The sequence below is a fragment of the Fructilactobacillus hinvesii genome, assembly GCF_024029435.1.
Lineage (GTDB): Bacteria > Bacillota > Bacilli > Lactobacillales > Lactobacillaceae > Fructilactobacillus > Fructilactobacillus hinvesii.
In genome coordinates this window covers 929,852-950,612 of the sequence record NZ_CP097118.1, presented here as the reverse complement: position 1 = coordinate 950,612, position 20,761 = coordinate 929,852, and the positions used below count along the sequence as shown (strand labels likewise).

General features: G+C 43.1%; 18 protein-coding genes. 1 reads left to right on the top strand and 17 read right to left on the bottom strand.

What is annotated here, in order from left to right:
* Positions 1 to 55: 55 nt before the first annotated feature.
* The gene (gene parC / locus M3M39_RS04720; RefSeq protein WP_252796724.1) at positions 56 to 2,512 is read right to left on the bottom strand and encodes a DNA topoisomerase IV subunit A; all 2,457 of its coding nucleotides are present in this window, start codon (positions 2,510 to 2,512) and stop codon (positions 56 to 58) included.
* 11 nt (positions 2,513 to 2,523) lie between these two features.
* A complete protein-coding gene (gene parE, locus M3M39_RS04715; protein ID WP_252796723.1) occupies positions 2,524 to 4,485 on the bottom strand; it encodes a DNA topoisomerase IV subunit B in 1,962 nt (653 codons plus the stop codon).
* A 150-nt stretch (positions 4,486 to 4,635) separates the two neighbouring features.
* Between parE and plsY the strand changes: the two genes are divergently transcribed.
* Positions 4,636 to 5,262, top strand: a complete 627-nt coding sequence (gene plsY / locus M3M39_RS04710) for a glycerol-3-phosphate 1-O-acyltransferase PlsY (protein ID WP_252796722.1) — start codon at positions 4,636 to 4,638, stop codon at positions 5,260 to 5,262.
* 98 nt (positions 5,263 to 5,360) lie between these two features.
* On the opposite strand, the gene M3M39_RS04705 is transcribed toward plsY, so the two are convergent.
* The 15 genes from M3M39_RS04705 to der form a co-directional block, all read right to left on the bottom strand.
* On the bottom strand, positions 5,361 to 6,233 hold the full coding sequence (locus tag M3M39_RS04705) for an aldose 1-epimerase family protein (RefSeq protein ID WP_252796721.1): 873 nt from the start codon (positions 6,231 to 6,233) through the stop codon (positions 5,361 to 5,363).
* Positions 6,234 to 6,341: 108 nt separating this feature from the next.
* Complete coding sequence (xerA, locus tag M3M39_RS04700) at positions 6,342 to 7,262, bottom strand: site-specific tyrosine recombinase/integron integrase (RefSeq protein ID WP_252796720.1); 921 nt, start codon at positions 7,260 to 7,262, stop codon at positions 6,342 to 6,344.
* A 52-nt stretch (positions 7,263 to 7,314) separates the two neighbouring features.
* A complete protein-coding gene (gene topA, locus M3M39_RS04695; protein ID WP_252796719.1) occupies positions 7,315 to 9,432 on the bottom strand; it encodes a type I DNA topoisomerase in 2,118 nt (705 codons plus the stop codon).
* Between the two features lie 175 nt (positions 9,433 to 9,607).
* Positions 9,608 to 9,925 carry a hypothetical protein gene (locus M3M39_RS04690; RefSeq protein ID WP_252796718.1) on the bottom strand — a complete coding sequence of 106 codons (318 nt, stop codon included), beginning with the start codon at positions 9,923 to 9,925 and terminating at the stop codon, positions 9,608 to 9,610.
* A gap of 119 nt (positions 9,926 to 10,044) precedes the next feature.
* Positions 10,045 to 10,923: a DNA-processing protein DprA gene (gene dprA, locus M3M39_RS04685; RefSeq protein WP_252796717.1), complete on the bottom strand. Its 879-nt coding sequence runs from the start codon at positions 10,921 to 10,923 to the stop codon at positions 10,045 to 10,047.
* Positions 10,924 to 10,954: 31 nt separating this feature from the next.
* The gene (locus M3M39_RS04680; protein ID WP_252796716.1) at positions 10,955 to 11,716 is read right to left on the bottom strand and encodes a ribonuclease HII; all 762 of its coding nucleotides are present in this window, start codon (positions 11,714 to 11,716) and stop codon (positions 10,955 to 10,957) included.
* Positions 11,706 to 12,569, bottom strand: coding sequence for a ribosome biogenesis GTPase YlqF (gene ylqF, locus M3M39_RS04675; RefSeq protein ID WP_252796715.1), 864 nt, complete (start codon positions 12,567 to 12,569; stop codon positions 11,706 to 11,708). Before ylqF ends, M3M39_RS04680 begins: the two co-directional genes overlap by 11 nt.
* An 11-nt stretch (positions 12,570 to 12,580) precedes the next feature.
* A complete protein-coding gene (locus M3M39_RS04670; protein ID WP_252796714.1) occupies positions 12,581 to 12,802 on the bottom strand; it encodes a YozE family protein in 222 nt (73 codons plus the stop codon).
* The gene (locus tag M3M39_RS04665) at positions 12,795 to 13,295 is read right to left on the bottom strand and encodes a dihydrofolate reductase (RefSeq protein WP_252796713.1); all 501 of its coding nucleotides are present in this window, start codon (positions 13,293 to 13,295) and stop codon (positions 12,795 to 12,797) included. The genes M3M39_RS04670 and M3M39_RS04665 overlap by 8 nt, the downstream gene beginning before the upstream one ends.
* 11 nt (positions 13,296 to 13,306) lie before the next feature.
* A complete protein-coding gene (locus tag M3M39_RS04660; RefSeq protein WP_252797976.1) occupies positions 13,307 to 14,257 on the bottom strand; it encodes a thymidylate synthase in 951 nt (316 codons plus the stop codon).
* A gap of 31 nt (positions 14,258 to 14,288) precedes the next feature.
* Positions 14,289 to 16,202 (bottom strand): ABC-F family ATP-binding cassette domain-containing protein, encoded by a 1,914-nt coding sequence (locus M3M39_RS04655; RefSeq protein WP_252796712.1) that lies wholly within the window; start codon positions 16,200 to 16,202, stop codon positions 14,289 to 14,291.
* Positions 16,203 to 16,214: 12 nt separating this feature from the next.
* A complete protein-coding gene (locus M3M39_RS04650; RefSeq protein ID WP_252796711.1) occupies positions 16,215 to 17,417 on the bottom strand; it encodes a CCA tRNA nucleotidyltransferase in 1,203 nt (400 codons plus the stop codon).
* A gap of 227 nt (positions 17,418 to 17,644) precedes the next feature.
* On the bottom strand, positions 17,645 to 18,916 hold the full coding sequence (locus tag M3M39_RS04645) for a tetratricopeptide repeat protein (protein WP_252796710.1): 1,272 nt from the start codon (positions 18,914 to 18,916) through the stop codon (positions 17,645 to 17,647).
* Between the two features lie 68 nt (positions 18,917 to 18,984).
* Positions 18,985 to 19,260, bottom strand: a complete 276-nt coding sequence (locus M3M39_RS04640) for an HU family DNA-binding protein (protein WP_252795547.1) — start codon at positions 19,258 to 19,260, stop codon at positions 18,985 to 18,987.
* Between the two features lie 179 nt (positions 19,261 to 19,439).
* Complete coding sequence (der, locus tag M3M39_RS04635) at positions 19,440 to 20,747, bottom strand: ribosome biogenesis GTPase Der (protein WP_252796709.1); 1,308 nt, start codon at positions 20,745 to 20,747, stop codon at positions 19,440 to 19,442.
* Positions 20,748 to 20,761 lie beyond the last annotated feature (14 nt).

The following is a 20,761-nucleotide window of genomic DNA, read 5'->3' as shown; positions in this document are numbered from 1 at the left end:
CCTTTGTTATCACTGTACCACATTTTAAGCAATGACGGTGGAGCAAAATTTTCGCTTATTCAGCCGTTGGTTCTGACTGGTCCATCACTAAATGAGTCAATAGGACGGGGGTTCCCGCCTGAGAAACGTCCACTAGTTTAGATCCGTTGGCGGTTCGCGGCGCTGTTTGATAATCAGCCAAGATCACGTCTTGGGAATGGCGTGTATCGGTATAAACCCGCAAGATTGTTTCATTAGCATCAAGCTTAATAAAGTTAGCTAATAAGTTCTCTTTAGTTTTTAGATCTCGCAAAACCTTAATGCCCTTCCGCGAACGCGCAGTTTGGGGAATGTCAGCAACCGCCATCTTTTTAAAGTTTCCGGATTGAAAAATCATCGCTACTTGATCTGCTTCTGTAACTAATTGCATGTTAACCACATGATCTGTTTCCCCTAGATTAATCGCCTTTACTCCGACCGTTCGGGGACCATTGGTAGACACTTCTGTAATTGCATACCGCAATCCTAATCCGTGTTCCGTCATGATTAAAACATCCGCTGGATCATCTGGTTCTCGGTAAGTAACGTTTACCACTGCATCTAGTTCATTCTTTAACTTGACGTACGTCATGGCCCGACTGCGATAAGTTCGACCAGGTAATAGTTTTGCAAATTCAACCTGCTTAATGTGACCAGCTCGAGTGGCAATTAAAAAGTTTCCGGATTTTCGCAACGATGAAAAATCTTTTACCGTAACTACCTTTTCAGTTGGTTGCAACCCATTTAGTTGCGAAATATGTTCGCCAGTATCTTTCCACTTCACGTCTTCAATTTCATGAACGGGACGATAAATCAAGTTCCCACCGTCGGTGAAAATATAGACGGAATCCCGGGTACTTAGTTGCTGAATAAAGACCGGATAATCATCTTCTTTTAGACCATTATCCTCTAGTTCGGTTGCACCAAATGAGCGTAGGCTGGTGCGCTTTAAATAACCATCACGAGAAACCATTACCATCACCTGCTCATCAGGAACCGTGACCTGTTTACTAATGTTTAGGCTTTCAATCTCTGCTTGAATGGTGGAACGGCGCGGCATCTGGTATTCCTGCGCAACGGCTTCCAATTCCTGCTTCAATACGCGATCTAATTCACTGGGATCGGCTAAAATATTTTGATATTCGGCAATTTGCGCTGCAAGGTTCGCATTTTCTTCGTTTAATTTAGTAACATCGGTGTTGGTCAACCGATATAGTTGTAACGCTACGATGGCTTCTGCCTGTTTCTGAGTAAAATCATAGGTAGAAACCAGGTTATCACGGGCATCCTTGCGATTCTGACTCGCCCGAATCGTTTTAATCACTTCATCAAGAATGGACAGAGCCTTAATTAATCCCAACACAATGTGTTGTCGCTCTTGGGCCTTCTTTAAGTCAAACTGAGTGCGTTTGGTTAAGACGGAACGTTGATATTCTAGATAAGTGGTTAAAATTGTTTTTAAGGAAAGTCGTTCCGGACGCATATCCTTGATCGCCACTACGTTAAAATTGTAAGAAATTTGCAAATCAGTATTCTTATACAAATAGTTTAAAATTCCACGTTCATCAACATTGCGTTTTAATTCAATTGAAATCATTAATCCTGACCGGTCAGAATCATCTCGCACCTCAGCAATTCCATCGATTTTTTTATTTAACCGAATTTCATCAATCTGTTTAACGAGCTGGGCTTTGTTAACTTCATACGGAATTTCCGTTACCTGCACCAGCTTTTTCCCACCACGCATTTCACTAATGGCAGTGCGGGATCGTACCACAATCCGACCGTGTCCAGTTTCATAGGCTTGTTTAATCCCATCTAATCCTTGAATAATGCCACCCGTCGGAAAGTCTGGTCCTTGAATAAATTGCATCAGTTGATCTAGCGTGGCAGCTGGGTGAGCTTGCAGGTAAATCAGGGCATCAATCACCTCACTCAAATTGTGCGGAGGAATTTCTGTCGCATAACCAGCTGAGATCCCAGTGGCCCCATTCACCAGCAAGTTGGGAATTCGAGCGGGTAAAACGGTCGGTTCGTACTCCGTATCATCAAAATTGAGAACCCAGCTAACCGTATCTTTATCAATATCACGTAACATCTCCCCGGCAATCTTGCTTAACCGGGCTTCTGTATACCGCATCGCAGCCGGTGGATCCCCATCCATAGAACCATTGTTTCCGTGCATATCAATCAAGGGAGCCCGTAATTTCCAGTCCTGACTCATCCGGACCAACGCATCATAGATGGAACTGTCTCCATGGGGATGAAAATTTCCCATAACGTTTCCCACCGACTTCGCTGATTTCCGAAATCCCTTATCATAGGTATTGCCATCCTTATTCATGGAATACAAAATCCGCCGTTGGACGGGTTTTAACCCATCACGAACGTCTGGAAGTGCTCGCTCTTGAATAATGGCCTTCGAATAGCGGCTAAAGCGCTCATCCATCACAGATGCTAGTGAAAGATCTTTAATTTCGGCCTGTTTTGCCATTTGTTCACCTTCTAATTCAAAGTTTTATCGAGAATGCTACCTTCATCCTCAAGGGTAAATTGGACGTTACTTTCAATCCAATCCCTCCGCGGTTCCACCTTGGTCCCCATTAGGGTTGAAACTTGCTTTTCGGCCTGGGCGGCGTCATCAATTTGAACCCGAATGAGAGTCCGGTGCTCTGGATCCATCGTAGTTTCCCACAGTTGATCCGCATTCATTTCTCCCAATCCCTTAAATCGTTGTAAGGTCATTCCTTTGGGGAAATCCTTGCGGGCCTGTTCTAATTCCTCGTTTGTCCAGGCATATTCAACCTGGGCTTGCTTCCCTTTCCCTGCTTGTAATTTATACAACGGGGGTAGTGCTACGTACACACGGCCGGCTTCAATCATCGGTCGCATGTATTTATAAAAGAACGTAAGTAACAGAATCTGAATGTGTGCCCCATCATCATCGGCATCGGTCATAATGATAATCTTATCGTAGTTTGCATCATCCAGAGAAAAGTCACTCCCCATCCCGGCGCCCACCGTATACATAATCGTACTGATTTCTTCATTCTTTAAGATATCAGTAACATTGGCTTTTTCGGTGTTTAACACCTTTCCTCGTAACGGTAAAATGGCCTGATGCTTGCGATCTCGTCCTTGCTTAGCAGAACCACCGGCCGAATCACCTTCGACTAGAAACAATTCATTTTTGCTGGCATCTTTAGATTGAGCTGGGGTTAATTTCCCAGAGAGAAGTCGTTCACTCTTTTTCTTCTTTTTCCCTTTGCGACTTTCATCACGAGCTTTCTTAGCAGCTTCTCGCGCTTTACGCGCACGAAGTGCCTTTTGCACTAAGGTATTAGCAAAATCACCGTTTTCCATCAGAAAGTACACTAACTGTTCTGAAGTCACATTATCAACAATGGAGCGAGCGGCAGGAGTCCCTAATTTTCCCTTAGTTTGCCCTTCAAATTGGAGTTCTTCTTCTGGCACGCGCAGAGAAATCACGGCCGTTAATCCCTCCCGAACGTCGGAGCCATCAAGGTTTTTATCCTTATCTTTTAGTAATCCCACCTTGCGAGCATACTCATTCATCGCTTTCGTCCAACCACTTCGAAAACCAGCTTCGTGAGTCCCGCCATCGTTGGTGCGAACGTTATTAACAAACGAAATCATGGTTTCTGTGTAGCCGTCGTTATACTGAGCGGCCACTTCCACTTCGATTCCATCTTTCACCGTATCAAAATCCATGACGGGACCCAGCGTACTCTTACTTTCATTTAAATACGTAACAAACTCTTTAATTCCCTCATCAAATTGATAAACCTCCTGGCGTTCTTGCCCTGCTCGTTTATCAGTTAGAGTAATTTTAACTCCCTTTAGCAAGAAAGCTGCTTCACGAAGCCGAGTTGCCAACGTATCAAAGTTATAGACCACCGTGGTAAAAATCGTTGGATCTGGCTTAAATGTAATCGTGGTTCCCGTTGGTCGCTTTGTTTTACCTAGCTTTTTCAAAGTACCAACCGGCTTTCCGCCATCCACAAATTCTTCTTGATATAGTTGTTGATCTCTGACAATTTGGACGGTAAGACTGGTTGAAAGCGCGTTAACAACGCTCGATCCCACTCCATGTAAGCCTCCTGAGGTTTTATAACCACCTTGGCCAAATTTCCCTCCAGCGTGTAGGACCGTCAGAATTACTTCTGGAGTAGGTTTACCAGAAGCATGCATCTCTACTGGCATTCCCCGACCGTGGTCTTCCACGGTAATGCTATTATCTGCATTGATTGTGACATTGATGGCATCACCGTAACCAGCGATGGCTTCGTCCACGGCATTATCAACAATTTCATACACCAAGTGATGCAGTCCCCGACTATCGGTAGAACCGATGTACATTCCTGGTCGTTTCCGCACAGCTTCTAATCCATGTAAAACCTGGATTGAGGAAGCATCGTATGCTTGATTTTCCTTTTTCTTTGTCATCGTTCATTACTCCTTTTTTTGCCATTATCATCATACCCGATTGAACTACGATTGCAACAATCAGAATTCGTGGTGAATGAGGCATGCTGTTTTATTGCTATAATAAATGCTAAAATAACGAGTGATAGTTTTTTCAAAGTAGGAGGACAAATGATTAAAATAATACTACTTTTAAGTGTTGCCTATTTGTTAGGCTCAATTCCCAATGGAATTTGGATTGGAAAGCTTTTTTTTCACGTTGACATCCGCCGGCACGGATCAAAAAATATCGGAGCTACTAATACATTACGGGTTTTAGGTCCCGTAGCTGGCACAATTGTAATGTTATTAGACATTGGGAAGGGTTGGTTGGCAACCTGGCTTCCCATGCAATTTGGCATTCATTCCTGGTATCCCCTGATTTTTGGGGTAATGGCGGTTTTAGGTCATACTTTCTCGATTTTTGATCACTTTAAAGGTGGTAAAGCGGTAGCAACGAGTGCCGGCATGCTAATGGCTTACAATTTTGGTTTCTTTCTAATTGCAGCTGGCACGGCATTTATCTGCGTTTTTATCACCAGTATGATGAGCCTTGGCAGTATCCTCGGCTTCATCATTATTTTCCTTGTTTCACTAACAACCTCAGATACTGCACTGCAAATGGTGGCCTTGGTACTGACCAGCTTCACGCTCTATCGACATCGTAATAATATCAAAAAAATCTTAAATGGTACGGAAAATATCCTTCCATTTGGATTATATTACTGGTATTTAAAGTATCGTAAATCCCATCAATAAAATTAAAGCGACAAGAAAAAGGACTCTTTAGTTTGAGCTACCACCAGCATGAAACATTTACTCCTGTTGGTCAAACTCATAATTAGAGTCCTTTTTAGTTAGAAGAATTTAATTTGAAATTCAAATGTTTTTTTTGCTCCAGCAGTTAACTTCCGAATGTCTGGCTTATCAGCCAACTCCCCAGAAACCGCTTCAGAATCTGCAATCCCCCACCAGGGTTCTAAGCACACAAAGTTAGAAACCTGAGGAGCAGTCGACCAAATGCCAAAGTAGTCATTTAAAATCCCTGTAACCGTTACACCCCATTTATGGTTAGGAGCAGTGATGGTTAATTCTGTTTTAGGATTAACCTTTACGTTTATGATTTGAGCATCATGTTGAAATAAAGCAGGTGTTAGTGGTACTGGTTGTGTAAAAAGCTCCGTTAGTTGTTCGGGCTTAGTTAATCCATCTGTTCCTAATTGGATTAGTTGGTAAGATTCCTCCGGGGTAACCGTTAAGGTCGCTGGCTCGACATCTTTTTCCAACGGAACTTGAAAGCCCGGATGAGCTCCAATTGCAAAAAGCAAATCATCCGTTTCACTGGGATTGAGAACCGTCATTTGGACATCCACTTGATCTTTGCGTAGCGTATAACTGACAACTAATTGAAAATCGAATGGATACATCTGCTTGGTTTCTGAGTTAGCTTCCAAAAGGAAAACTGCTTGATCGGCAGCATTACTAATCACCTGAAATTGTTGGTCACGGGCAAAACCATGTTGAAACATGCGGTACGTTTGCCCCTGGTATTGATATTGATTATTTTTTAGTTTCCCCACGATGGGAAATAAAATCGGAGCGTGCCGCTTCCAATGAGCGGGATCAGCATTCCAAATGTACTCGTGACCAGCGCGGACAACGGAGACCAGCTCAGCTCCGAGTTCATCAATTTTGATGGTTAATTGGTCATTGCGTAATTCAACAGTCATGATTCTCGCTCCAATGTTTTAATTGATTTAGCCCAATGATTGATTTTTGGTCTACCTAGTTTAATTCTATAATAATTGTGCAGAATTAAAAAGAATTATCTTACCCAATTAATCACGTTTAAAAAACTGTTGATAATTCTGGAGTAATTTTTCTTTGGTAACGTGGGTATAAATTTGAGTCGTCGATAAATTACTATGCCCTAACATCTCTTGAACCGTCCGTAAATCGGCCCCGTTATTTAACATCTGCGTGGCAAACGAGTGACGCAGCATGTGTGGATGAATTTGACTGTGCAGCCCGCTCCGCTTCATGACTTGATCCAATGAATACTCAATTCCACGAGCTGTCATGGGCTTACCTAAATAGTCAATCACTAGGTAGTCATGCTCCTGATGATTTTTTTCCATTAATTGCTTTCTCCCATGCTTAACAAAGGTTTCAATCGCTTCGTGAGCATAATGCCCAAAGGGAATGTAACGATCTTTATTCCCCTTTCCATGTACTAACATCATGTTATTGTCGAGATCAATTTGTCGTAACGTTAGGTTGGCACATTCGCTCACTCGAATCCCGGTTCCATATAAAACCTCCAGCAGCACCGTATCTCGCTCAGCTAACTCCGGTTTGGGGTTGGCCCTGGCCGTTTTAAATAATTGATTAAGTTCCTGATCGTAAAAAAAACGGGGAAGAAGCTGATGTTGCCGTTTAATTTGCACGTAACGGAAGGGATTTTCGGCGGTCAAGCGATTATTTGCCAAAAAATTGTAAAAGGAACTCAAAGCTGAAACCTTCCGTGCAATTGTATTGGTAGCATCACCTTGATCATGTAGTTCACTCAAAAACACTTCCACGTCAAAGGGTTCTACCTTTGTAAAGGAAATTTGTTTCCCCGTATTCTGCAAAAAATGCCAAAATTGTTCCAAGTCATCACGATAAGCCCGAATGGTTAACTTAGAGTACTGGCGTTCGTTATCCAAGTAACGCTCAAATAACGTAATTAATTCTCGATCAGTATGCTTCGTTTTCATTGTTATTCTCCGTGAGAAAAAAGGTCGTTCCACTAGGACGGCCTTTTCTGTTTTATTTAATGATGCTTTCTTCGTAGTCACCGTTAGGACACAGGATTTGCCAGCCACCCCGGACCTTTTTGTTGACCAGGAAGTGTTGACACTTCGGACAATCACGCCCAATCGGCTTATCCCATGAGACAAAATCACAATCTGGATACCGTGAACAACCGTAAAAGGTTCGTTTCTTCTTGGTCTTGCGTTCGATGACCTGTCCCTTATGACACTTCGGACAGGTAACTCCAATTTCTTTAACAATTGTTTTGGTATTACGACAATCTGGGAACCGAGAACAAGCAAAGAACTTCCCGTACTTCCCCATTTTTTCTACCATGGGTGCTCCACAGATTTCACAGTTAAAGCCTGCCAGTGGTTCTTTAATCTGGATGTTTTCCATTTCCTTTTCCGCATGACTAACTTCCTTAGAAAATGGTTGGTAGAACTCATTAACCACGGCGACCCACTTACGTTTGGCCTCTTCAATTTCATCAAGTTGTCCTTCGATGTCGGCCGTAAAATCAACGTTGACGATGTCTGGAAAATATTCTTCGATCAATTTGTTGACGATTTCACCTAGTTCCGTTGGGACAAAACGGCGCGCTTCAAGCTTAACGTAGTAACGCTTTTGAATCGTCATTAAGGTTGGTGCATATGTAGATGGCCGGCCAACCCCGTTTTCTTCCAACGTTTTAATCAACGCGGCTTCAGTATAACGAGCAGGTGGCTGGGTAAAGTGTTGGTCGGGTTGATTGCTAACCAAACGAACCTTATCTGCCACCTCTAAGTCCGGTAAAACGTTATCCTTTTCTTTTCCCGCTGCATAAACCTTTAAATACCCTTCAAACTTGAGTTTTGATCCGTTGGCCCTGTAGTTTACCCCATTTTGGTCAATGGTAACGGTTTCCGTGTCAACAACGGCCGGGGTCATTTGACTAGCAACAAAACGACTCCAAATTAAATTGTATAGTTTATATTGATCCTTTGTGAGGTACTGTTCAATACTCTTGGGTGTCCGTAAGACCGACGTCGGGCGAACTGCTTCGTGCGCATCCTGGGCCCCTTCTGGTAACTTTCCCTTCCGCGGATGGTTGGCAGCGTACTCAGCCCCGTAGTTTTCGTGTAAGAAAGTGGCTGCTTCGTGCTTAGCTCCTGCAGAAATTCGAGTTGAATCGGTCCGCATGTAAGTAATTAATCCCTGACTACCTTCCTTACCAATGTTGATTCCTTCGTAAAGTTGCTGAGCGGCCATCATTGTCCGCCCCGTCCGAAAACGAAGCTTCTTGTTGGCATCCTGTTGCAACGTACTAGTGGTAAATGGCCGGGGTGGCTGCCGTTTCTTTTCCCGCTTTTTGACGTCTATAATGGTGAAATCGGAATCTGCATCCATTCGGCTTAGGACCGCTTGGACGGCATCGTTATTCTTTAAGGCCGTTTTTTTACCGTCTAACCCATAAAAACTGGCTTTAAATTGAGAGCGTCCTTTTTTAAAAACTCCATCAATAGTCCAATACTCTTCTGGTTGGAATTTTTGGATCTCTCGTTCCCGTTGGATAATAATCCACAGAGCCACAGATTGAACCCGACCCGCACTCAGCCCCTTCTTAACTTTTTTCCATAAAATAGGTGAAATGGAATACCCCACCAAGCGGTCAATGATGCGCCGAGCTTGTTGGGCATTCACCAGGTTCATGTCAATCGTCCGGGGATGTTTAAAGGCATCTTTAACGGTTTCCTTGGTAATTTCGTTGAAGGTTACCCGGTTATGGTCATTCACATCTAGGTTTAAAATGTGAGCTACGTGCCAGGCAATCGCTTCTCCCTCTCGGTCCGGGTCAGAAGCCAGAAAAACTTCCTTAGCTTTTTTTGCTTCGGCCTTGAGGGTTTTAATGGTATCACCCTTACCCCGAATTGAAATGTAATCAGGTTTAAAATTATCGTCAATTTCAATCCCCATCCGACTCTTCGGTAAATCACGGATGTGCCCTTTACTAGCAATGACGCTATAAGTTCTGCCTAAATATTTACTAATCGTTTTAGCCTTTGCGGGTGATTCGACAATTACTAACTTTTTTTTGGTAGTACTCCGTTTTCGTTTGGTTGCTTTCTTTTTGGTTGTTGTTTTAGTGGCCATTCACTTTATCCCTCGTCACTTTTCTACTATATATATGAACTTGATGCCCCAATTGGCAGTGAAATTCTAACAAAGCATATTGCAATTTTTTATACGTGTCAAATTAAAGAGTAACAAAAAAGCCTTCCAAAATCATTTGAAAGACATCGTGAGCGCATAAAATTTACCCAACTGCTTATTTCTTATTGAGAAATTTCCATACAACGCCGCCTACAAAAGCTGCTACTAATACAAACACGGCAATCAATAACAACATTACATCAGGAACGTAAAGTCCTAAGGTTAAGACAATTCCGTAGAACCAGATGCTAAAAATTAAAATCACCGTGTCGATAAAGCACACAATTTGGCCACAGTCAGCCCAGGCAATCTTATAGGCTGGCTTTTTCATCAGGCGATCAATTCCCCATAATAAGGCTGTAATGATCCACAGTAAGATGTTTGTTACCGCAAGAAATTCCAATGAATTAACGCTACTAAGAAAATTAAACATGGCACTTCTCCTTTACGTATCAAGTATCGTCTATTTTAGATTATACACGTAAACAAGTGAGAAGTTCCAAAAAATCGCTTAAGAATTAATTGAATAAAAGTGATTTTAACAAAAGCTAGCTACAAGACTACTCGTCCCAACAAATCCTGCGTATCAATACAAGGTTGGGCTCCAGCAGCAATTAATTCGTTAGCTCCTAACGAGAGCTGGCTATTAATGTTGCCTGGAATTGCGAGCACATCGCGATTAGATTGCAATGCCAAACTAGCAGTAATGAGACTCCCGGACTTTTGGCGAGCCTCCACCACTAATAACTTTTGGCACAACCCGGCAATAATCCGGTTCCGTTCCACAAATTGGTACCGGCGGGGGCCAAAGCCTAACGGGTATTCCGTTATCACCAGTTGATGACGCACTAACTCTTGTTGTAAGGCCCGATTAGCAGCCGGATAATAATGATCTAAACCCGTACCTAACACCGCGACGGTTTGTCCTTGATGTGCTAGTGCTAACTGATGACCCAAGGTGTCCACTCCGGCTGCTAATCCAGACACAATTAAATACTGCTTAACCACCGGAGCCGTTACAGTTCGTTTTAATGAGTTAACTGCATATGCTGAGCATTTTCGTGAGCCAACAATTCCCAGAACAGGAATCTTGGTCAAAAATTTTAGCTTCCCTGCAAAAAATAACACGATGGGGGGCAGGAAAATTTCTTTAAGCTGAGCTGGATATTCAGCATCTAAAATGGTAATCCAGCCGCCCCGTTGATTTGCTTGCACCCGTTCGCTAAGTTCTGGACTTAAAAAATGTTGAATAAAGGAACTTGTTTTCAAGCGATGTGCTCGCAATAAAGCAGCTAGTGGTTGCAACAACCCCGCTAACGAATAGCTCGCAAAATGAACCTGCTGTAATAGCCAATCATAAATTAAACTCTCACCCTTTAATCCAATCCCAGGGCATAATTTTATGCGTAATAAAAATTCTCTTTTATCCATCGTTTTCTCTCCTTTTAGAAGAGATACGAAGTTATTGTCCCAAATCACGTACTGGAGCAAAACTTTTTCGATGAATGGGAGTCGCCCCAAATTGACGCAGGGCCTGTAAGTGGGACGCGGTGCCATAGCCATCGTTATGATCAAATCCGTATTCTGGATATTGTTTGGCATATTCAATCATTAAATCATCTCGAGCAACCTTTGCAAGAATACTAGCCGCAGCAATGCTAGCGGATTTTGCGTCCCCTTTAATTAATTTGGTTTGGGGAAAATCAGCGTCAATCACCATGGCATCCACCAAAAGATGATTTGGCAGCGGATTTAATTGTTCTACAGCTTGTTTCATCCCTAGACGACTGGCTTCATAAATATTAACTTGATCAATGATTTGGGGACTAATCCTTACGATTTGATACGCCACCGCAGCTTGTTTAATTAATGGTACGAGGGACCGGCGTTCGTGATCACTAAGTTGCTTGGAGTCATTGACGTTTACCAGCGAAAAATCATGCGGAAGAATGACTGCGCCTACGACCACAGGACCAGCTAACGGTCCCCGACCAACCTCATCTACCCCAGCAACGTACTCAATTCCGTGATGCCACAATTCTTTTTCATAGTGCAACCGTTGCTGAAAAGCGGCGACAGCAAGCCGCTGTCGTTCTAACCGACGATGGGTTTGTTGCAACAACCGTTGGACCCCCTTTCTTGGGTCATCTTGATAGGTCGCTAAGAGCGGATCTCCATCAGATTGAACCTGCGCAAAAGCCACCTTAAGTTCACTAATTTTCATCGGAAATCAGTTCCTTTAGATCATCTAACGTAAACCGTCCCAATTTGCCCTTACGAACGTCGTTGATGATTCGATCAGAGGCCCGTTCATAGTCATCACGCATTCCTAGATTAGCAGTGATAGTTAATAATAAATCAGGATCAGCTAATTGTAAATCAGCCTCTGTTAATCGATAGCGGTTAATTAGTGCAGTCGGCTGCTGGTTTTTGAAAAAGCGGAGAGCATACAAAGCAACATCATCACTATGATATGCGCTTTCCCGAATGGCGCCCGTCAAAGCTAGCTTTTCGGCAACTGTTTGATTTTGAAATTTAGGCCATAAAATTCCTGGGGTATCCAGTAATTCTAAATGGCCGTTTCCGGTTAACCATTGTTGCCCCTTCGTTACCCCAGGACGATTTCCCACCGGAGCAGAACGACGTTTAACCAGTTGATTCAAAAGGGTTGATTTCCCGACATTGGGGACTCCGACACAGATAGCCTTTAAGCTCTGTCGAGCTAATCCCCGTTCACTCTGAGACGTTAGTTTACTAGCGAGTTGGGTTTGAGCCGCTTTTTCAATCCTTTTAGAGACACCATTAACTTTAGAATCAACTGCTAGAGCGGCATTACCCTGCTGACGAAAATAAGTTAACCACTGATTAGTTAAATTGGGATCAGCTAAATCAGCCTTAGTGAGAATCATTAAACGCGGCTTGGTCAGACTAATGCGACTCACCTCTGGATTAATCGAAGTAAAAGGAATCCGAGCGTCCACTAGTTCAAAAACGATATCAACCAGTTTGATGTTTTCTTCAAACTGCCGAATGGCCTTGGCCATGTGGCCGGGAAACCATTGGATGTTACTTTGCATAAAAATCCTCCTTAATCTAAGTACGCCAAGTAGCGCTGCCAAACATCGTCAAAAATTGTCATGGTCGGTAGATATCCCGCATTTTCTTCGAGATACTTAGAAATTTCGGCAAAATTATCGGTATGCTTGGGAAAGCTCTGATCAAAAAAGGCATTATTAGCAAACTCAGCAATTTCATCATGACTATTTGGATTTCGTTCCGTCATCAGATACTCGTAAAAACTCTTACGCATGGTTTGCTTCCTTTCGCTGCCAAATTTCAAAATGGTGGGGATATTGTTCACCTGCTTCACCAGGCCACTCTTTAACCAAGTTAAATTGGACATAATCAATCTCTGGCATCCAAGTATCACCACTAACATCCGCATCAATCACCGTCCGGTATAACCAGGTTACTTCAGAGCGGAATAAGCGAAAGATTTGGCTTCCCCCCACCACAAAAATTAACTCGTCTTGATGCTCATTTGCATATCGCAAGAAACTAGTTGTAGTAGGAAAGACCTCTACTCCGGCGGGAAAATCGGTGGCGGGTTGGCGAGTTAAAACCATATTTTCACGGTGCGGTAAGGGACGACCAAAACTCTCAAACGTTGTTCGCCCCGCTAAAATGGGATGCCCCGTCGTTTGTTCTTTAAAAAAGTGCATGTCATCTGGAAGATGCCACGGCAACGTTCCATCTTTGCCAATTACATGTTGATGCGCTTCTGCCCAAATAAATGCTAACATTTTTCTTCCTCCTAAACGGCAACCGCTCCCTTAATCCGCGGATGATGACGATAATTTTCTACCTTAATATCATCGATGTCATAGTCAAAAATACTCTTTTTCGCCGGATTCAACCACAGTTGGGGCGCTGGATATGGTTTTCTAGTTAGTTGTTCTTTAATTTGGGCAACGTGATTCTGATAAATATGAGCGTCTCCCAAAGTATGAATGAACTCGCCCGGAACTAAATCGCATTCTTTCGCAATTAAACTCGTTAACAGAGAGTAACTGGCGATGTTAAACGGAACCCCGAGGAAAATATCGCCACTACGCTGGTAGAGCTGACAATTTAATTTGCCATCGTTCACATAAAACTGAAACAACGTATGACACGGTGGTAATGCCACATCATCAACGTCGCCAGGATTCCAAGCCGAAACAATTAAGCGCCGAGAATTAGGATTGGTCTTGATTTGCTCAATCACCTTTTGAATCTGATCCACCGTTCGACCATCGGCTGTTTGCCAACTGCGCCACTGACTCCCATAGACTAACCCTAGGTCACCATAACGCTTAGCAAATTCCTCATCTGCAACAATTTGCTGGCAAAACCAGTCTTTTTGCTTAAGATATTCTGCTCTAAACTCTGGATTTACTTGAGAGCGTAAACCAAAATCAGTCATGTCTGGTCCGTGATATTCAGCGGATTCCACCCAGTTTTTAAAGGCCCATTCGTCCCAAATGTGATTATTGTTTTGCAAGAGGTAGCGAATGTTAGTATCTCCGTGTAAAAACCACAGCAGTTCACTTTTAATCAAGCGGAAGGGAACGCTTTTCGTGGTTAACAACGGAAACCCTTCTGCTAGGTTAAAGCGCATCTGATAGCCAAAGTAACTAATGGTTCCGGTTCCCGTGCGGTCACCCTTGGGGTGGCCATTTTCTAACACAAAGCGCGCTAGGTTTAAATATTGGTCTTCTAACATTCCATTCTCCTCTAACATTCCATTCTCCTCGCTAGTCTTCGTCCACGTACTGACTTAAGTATTCCCACCGTTCAACTAGTTGATCGCCCTGGGCATTTAATTCATCCAGTTGGCGTTGTAACTCTGCTAGTTTGTTATAGTCCGCCGCGTTTTGTTGCATCTCTTCCTGGATATTTGTCACGGCGGCTTCATTGTCAGCTAATTTTTGGTCCATCTGATCCCATTCGAGTTTTTCGGCATAAGTCAGCTTTGTTTTCGTTTTAATCTCTGATTTTTGTTCTGTTTTGGGATTGGATTGCGTTTTTTTAGCCTTGGCCGGCTCAGCTGCTGCATTTGTTTGTTCGCGTTGTTCTGCTAAATAACTCGATAAGGACCCCGTGTAACGATCAATTTCAGCATCCCCTTTAAACATCAAGAGTTGATCAGCAACCTTGTCTAAGAAGTAACGATCATGAGAAACGGTGATTGTGGTTCCGTTAAAATTATCAATGTAATTCTCTAACACGGTCAGAGTTCCAATGTCCAGGTTATTAGTAGGTTCATCTAGTAAGAGAACGTTTGGTTGTTCCATCAGAAGTTTAAGTAAATAAAGACGCCGTTTTTCGCCCCCGGAAAGCTTGCGAATCAGAGTTCCGTGCGTTGATTTGGGAAACAGGAACTGTTCCAACAGATTAGTAACGCTGATCTGATTCCCATCCTTATCGACCACCTTTTGACCGATGTCCGTCAGATAGTTAATCACCCGTTTATCTTCTGGAATGGGTTCCATTTGCTGAGTATAGTAGCCCAGCTTCACAGTCTCACCCAGTTCAATGGTTCCAGAGTCTAGCGGAAGCTTGCCTGCAATTGCATTGAGAAAACTCGATTTTCCAGTTCCGTTTTCCCCACTAATTCCCAAGCGTTGTCCGTTTTGAACGATTAAATTAAAGTCACGTAAAATCGGATGATCCGCCACCGTGAGGTTAACGTCTTTCATTTCAATTACTTTTTTCCCTAACCGCTGCTGGCCCATGCTAATGTTCACGTCTTCTTCAACTGGAGTCCCTTGATCGACCTCTTGTTTGAGTTCTTGGAAACGTTCAATTCGGGCGTTTTGCTTGGTAGAACGAGCCTTAGCCCCGGTTTTCATCCACTGTAATTCCTGCTTGTACAGCTGTTGTTGTTTATGTCCCGCTGCCAGTTCTTGATCTACTCGTTCTGCTTTTTTTGCAACGTACGTTTGGTAATTTCCATCGTATTCATGTAATTTTCCAAACGACAATTCCCAAATGTGATTGGTCACCTGATCCAAAAAGTAACGATCATGAGTTACAACTAGTAAGGAGCCATGATAACGGCTCAAATACTGCTCCAGCCAGGCAATGGAATCAAAATCCAAATGGTTCGTTGGCTCATCCAATAACAAGAGGTTCGGTGCTTGAATTAGGATTTGAGCTAATCCCACTCGTTTTTGCATTCCTCCTGACATGGTCCCAATTTTTTGGTTTAAATCTGTAATTTTGAGTTGGGTTAAAATCGTTTTGACCTGACTCTCAGCATTCCAGGCATCTAATTCGTTCATCTTCGCTTCAGCTGCTAAATACGCGCGTTCAGCATCATGATTTTCGGGATGTTCAGAATAGGCAGTTAAAGTGTCTTCATAGCGTCGAATCACCTGAAAAATGGTCTGATTTCCTGAAAAGACTGCCTCTAAAACGGTTTTATCCTCTGGCAATTCTGGATGCTGTTTTAAATAACCAATTGTATAGGTTTTAGAAGTAATAATCTCTCCAGTAGCATCGTGATCTAACTGAGCAATCACGTTTAGAAGAGATGATTTTCCACTCCCATTCGTCCCGATCAATCCAATCCGATCGTGTTCATTAATAATAAAATTCAGATCCCGAAAGAGGGTCTTTTCTCCATAGGTTTTGGTTAAATGCTCGGCTCGTAACGTTTCTACCATTGCTTTCCTGCCTCACTTCATTGATTGGGCGTGATCTAACAATTGCTGGGGTTCATTTTCAATTGCTCCTGCCACGACCTGCTGTTCTAATTGGTTTAAGATTTGGCCCAGTTGGGGTCCCGGTTTAATCCCTGCTTGCATCAACTGTTTCCCGTTGATAGCAAGCTCGTGCTTATTGTGAATGGGCAGCGTTTCGTACCGACGGGCAAGTTCCTGACTGTAATCCGGTTTTCCTAAGACAACTAGTAATTGGGCTGCTGTTTGTAAGTTCGTCGCTCCAGTTTGGTATAGCTGCCAATCCGTCATTTGATCCGTAAGTAAGGACTGACTCGCTGCTGTAACGCTGGCCACATCGGCAATTAGTTGCTTAGAACTCTTCCACGCCTGCAGCGTTGTCCGAATTTGCGCGACCGACCAATCCAGGCTCACGGCCAGCCAACTCCAAACCTCAGTTTCATTCTCTAATTGACGTGCTAGTGGAAGTTCACTTACCACCGCTAATTGCTTCAAATGGTGATTTAAAACGGGCACATAACAGAGCAAGTCCGTCTGGAGCATCTGAGCCAGTCCGCGTAAAGGAGCAATTCCCAGTAGCATCTTTACAAACTCAACGTGAATCCGTTCCACCGCAATTTTTTCTAATAACGGACTATTACTTTTAATAGCGGCCATTGTCTGCGCTTCAATCGTAAAATCCAACTGGCTCCCGAAGCGAACCGCTCGCATCATCCGTAACGCATCTTCGTGAAAGCGCTCAGAGGGATTCCCCACAGCGCGGATGATGTGCTGCTGTAAATCAGAAATGCCACCAAACAGGTCAATTACCTCCCCGTTTTCGCGCATGGCCAGGGCATTCACCGTAAAATCACGACGCATGAGGTCTTCCTTTAGAGAACGCACAAACGTAACCTGATCCGGCCGGCGATAATCTTGATACCCCGACTCAGTCCGAAAGGTCGTAATCTCAAAACTTTGCCCATGATGCAAAACGGTGACCGTTCCGTGTTCGATTCCAGTATCAACCGTGTGTACAAAAATTTGCTTAATCTCTGCTGGATAAGCGGACGTCGCAATGTCAACGTCATGAAGCGGTAATTTCAAGATTGTATCCCGTACGCTTCCTCCCACAAAATAAGCTTCATAACCATGCTCCTCAATGATTTGGAGCACTTGTTGGGCCTCTTTAAAAGCGTTGGGTAATTTTTTAATCTGCAAACAGTGCCACTTCTTTCTTCGTCTTTTTGTCAATTATACCAAGAAACTACGTCAATTTAACCATTGACATCAGAGACAATTTATTTATAAACAGCAAAACGGTCCAGTTTCATTTTTAGATGATCTGCTAACGGATAGCAATAATTTATGAAAACTAAAAATGACCAAAGCAAAAATACCTCTGAAAAATTAGATTTTGCTCTAACTTTTGGAGGTATTTTGTCTACCTATTGGTCTTCTAAGTCTTCTAAGTCTTCTAACATGTAAATCATTTCGTCGTCATTCGGGGCCAGCTGAACGTAGTGACGCAGTAATGGCAACGTTGCTTGAACTGATCCAGTTTCTCGCAAAAATAAAATGTATTCTTTTAAAAATTCTGGATCATCTTTAAAACTCGAATAAGCCTGCTTGTAATCAGCAGTGGCTTCAGTCAAATTATCCAAGCGGGCATTGGCAACGGCTAAGTCCCAATCCAGTTGACCATCCGTTTCGTGTTCGTTTCGATACGGCGTTAATAAATCAACAACCGCTTGGTTTTGCTGATTGCGTAAATAAGCGGCAGCTAATTGGGTAATTACCGCTAGATTATCCGGATTAGCCTGATGCCCGCGTTGTAAGTAATCAATGGCGGTGGCTTGGTCGCCTTGTTGTTCCGCCAGTTTAGCTGCTAGAAGATAAAGGGTCACATTGTATTCATCAATTCCAATCCCTTCCTGGTAGGTTCGCAGCGCTGCTTCCGGTTGATGATCAGCTTCAAGAGCCTGACCCAGGTACGGATACAAAGAGCTATACTGAGGATCGGTATCACGCAACGTTTCAAACAGCGCAATCGCTTTTTTGTAATCCTTGAGTTGTAAATACGTAAACCCGGTTTCAAATTGCACGGCCGGAGACATTTCGGCCGGTTGAATCTGTTCTAAATAACCAATTGCATTCTCAAAGTTCCCGACGTTGGCATAGGCCACCCCAATCCGTTCTACGAGGTTTACGTTGGAAATGTTTAACTTCCCCTGTTTGATTAAAGCTAAATACAACGGAATCGCTTCGGCATATTTTCCTTCCGAAAAGTAAAGTTCAGCTAGGGCAAATTTTACCACTGGTTCATCAGGCGCTAATTTTTCTGCTTCTTTTAATTTTTGTTCACTAACCACGGTTAGTCCCTGGGTTTGGTATAAGTCAGCCTGACCTAGTAGAGAATTTAAGTAAAACTCCGAATCTGGTTGAATCTGATGCAAGTAATCGAGCGCTTTGTCAGTTTCATCTTGCGTAATCAAAATGTCTGCAATGTAGGTCCGCAGTTCGTCCTCATCAGGATAACGTTTGAGTAGCTTTCGATACAATTGCAGGGCATCATCAGCAAAACCGAGGGAATAAATTTCTTCAGCTAGAGAAAACAAGAGCTCATCGTCATCTTGTGCTTCCGCTAGTTTTAAGTTTTTTTGGTATGAATCTAGATCGTTATTTTGTAATGCCTCTAGTGCTTGTTCTGAATAACTCATTGTCAACCTCTCTTTTCCAACAAAAAAAGCCAGTTCGCACATGCGAACCGACTCCTGCTAAATAATGTTTATTTAACAGCATCCTTTAAAGCTTTACCAGGTTTAAAGGCAGGTACTTTACTTGCAGGGATTTCAATTTCCTTACCAGTTTGTGGGTTACGTCCTTTACGTGCAGCACGTTCACGCACTTCAAAACTACCAAAACCGATTAATTGAACACGTTCACCTTTTGCAAGTTGTGCTTGGATTGCATCAAAAACAGCATCCATTGCTGCCGTAGCATCCTTTTTAGTTAAACCAGTTGCTTGCGCAACATCGTCTACTAATTCTGCTTTGTTGGCCATGAGTGATTCACCTCCTGAAAAGATGTTTGAAATTCAAACATCGACTTCTAAGCGTTCTCATCCAATCAGAACACTAGATGACACAATGCAAGCATCATCTCGTATTTAAAGATAGCACACGGAAACCACGATTGCAACGCCATTTTAACACAATCTTAAGGGTTTTCATCCCATCATGCCTATTTTCGACTTCGTGCAATAATGTGAATGGGGGTCCCGCTAAAGTCAAAGTTTTTCCGAATTTGGTTTTCTAGATAACGCTTGTATGAAAAATGGAGCAGTTCTGGGTCGTTGACAAACAGAACGATGGTTGGCGGAGCAATAGCTACTTGAGTAGCATAGTAGATCCGCAATTTTCGAGTTTTAACGGTTGGAGTGGGCGTCATCGCCACTGCATCCATAATGACCTCATTCAAGGTTGAAGAACTAATCCGCTTTTCGTGGTTATCATTAACCCGTTCGATTAACTCCGGAAGTTGTTGTAAGCGTTGCTTCGTCTTGGCAGACACAAAAATAATTGGTGCGTAATCTAGGTATTTAAATTCCATTCTAATCTGGGCCTCAAATTGCCGCTGGGTATGATTATCCTTTTTTAGGATATCCCATTTGTTAACGACAATAATAATTCCCTTCCCAGCTTCGTGAGCATAGCCTGCAACCCGCTTATCCTGCTCTCTAATGCCTTCTTCAGCATTTAAGACCACTAGGACCACGTTGCTTTCATCAATGGACTTCATGGCCCGCATCACACTATATTTTTCGGTTTTTTCGTAAACCTTGCCCCGTTTTCGAATTCCGGCGGTATCCACAATGGTAAATTCTTGTCCATCATGGATAAATTTCGTATCAATGGCGTCGCGGGTCGTTCCAGCAACATCCGAAACAATGACCCGTTGATCCCCCAGGATGGCGTTTACTAATGAAGATTTTCCTACGTTAGGCCGCCCAATTAAACTAAAGCGAATGCTTGTATCCGGCTCTGGATCAGGAACTTCTGGAAAGTTTTTAATCACTGCATCCAGCAAATCCCCCAATCCAAGTCCGTGCGCTCCAGAAATTGGATAGGGATCCCCAAATCCTAATGCGTAAAAATCGTAAACGTCTGCTCGACTCTCAAAATTATCAATTTTATTGACCGCCACCACAACTGGCTTATCTGCACGGTATAGTAACTGAGCCACGCGTTCATCAGCATCTGTAATGCCCTGGCGCCCGTTTACCATAAAAATGATCACATCTGCTTCATCGATTGCTACCGCTGCCTGCGCCGTAATCTGTTGCATAAACGGTTGCTCAGAGACTTCAATTCCACCGGTATCAATTAAATTAAAATTATGTCCCAGCCATTCTCCATGTGCATAAATTCGATCCCGAGTTACTCCCGGGGTATCTTCGACAATTGAAATTCGTTCTCCAGCAATGCGATTAAAAATGGTTGATTTTCCCACGTTGGGACGTCCTACAATTGCCACGGTTGGATTTGCCATCTTGTTCCTCCTTT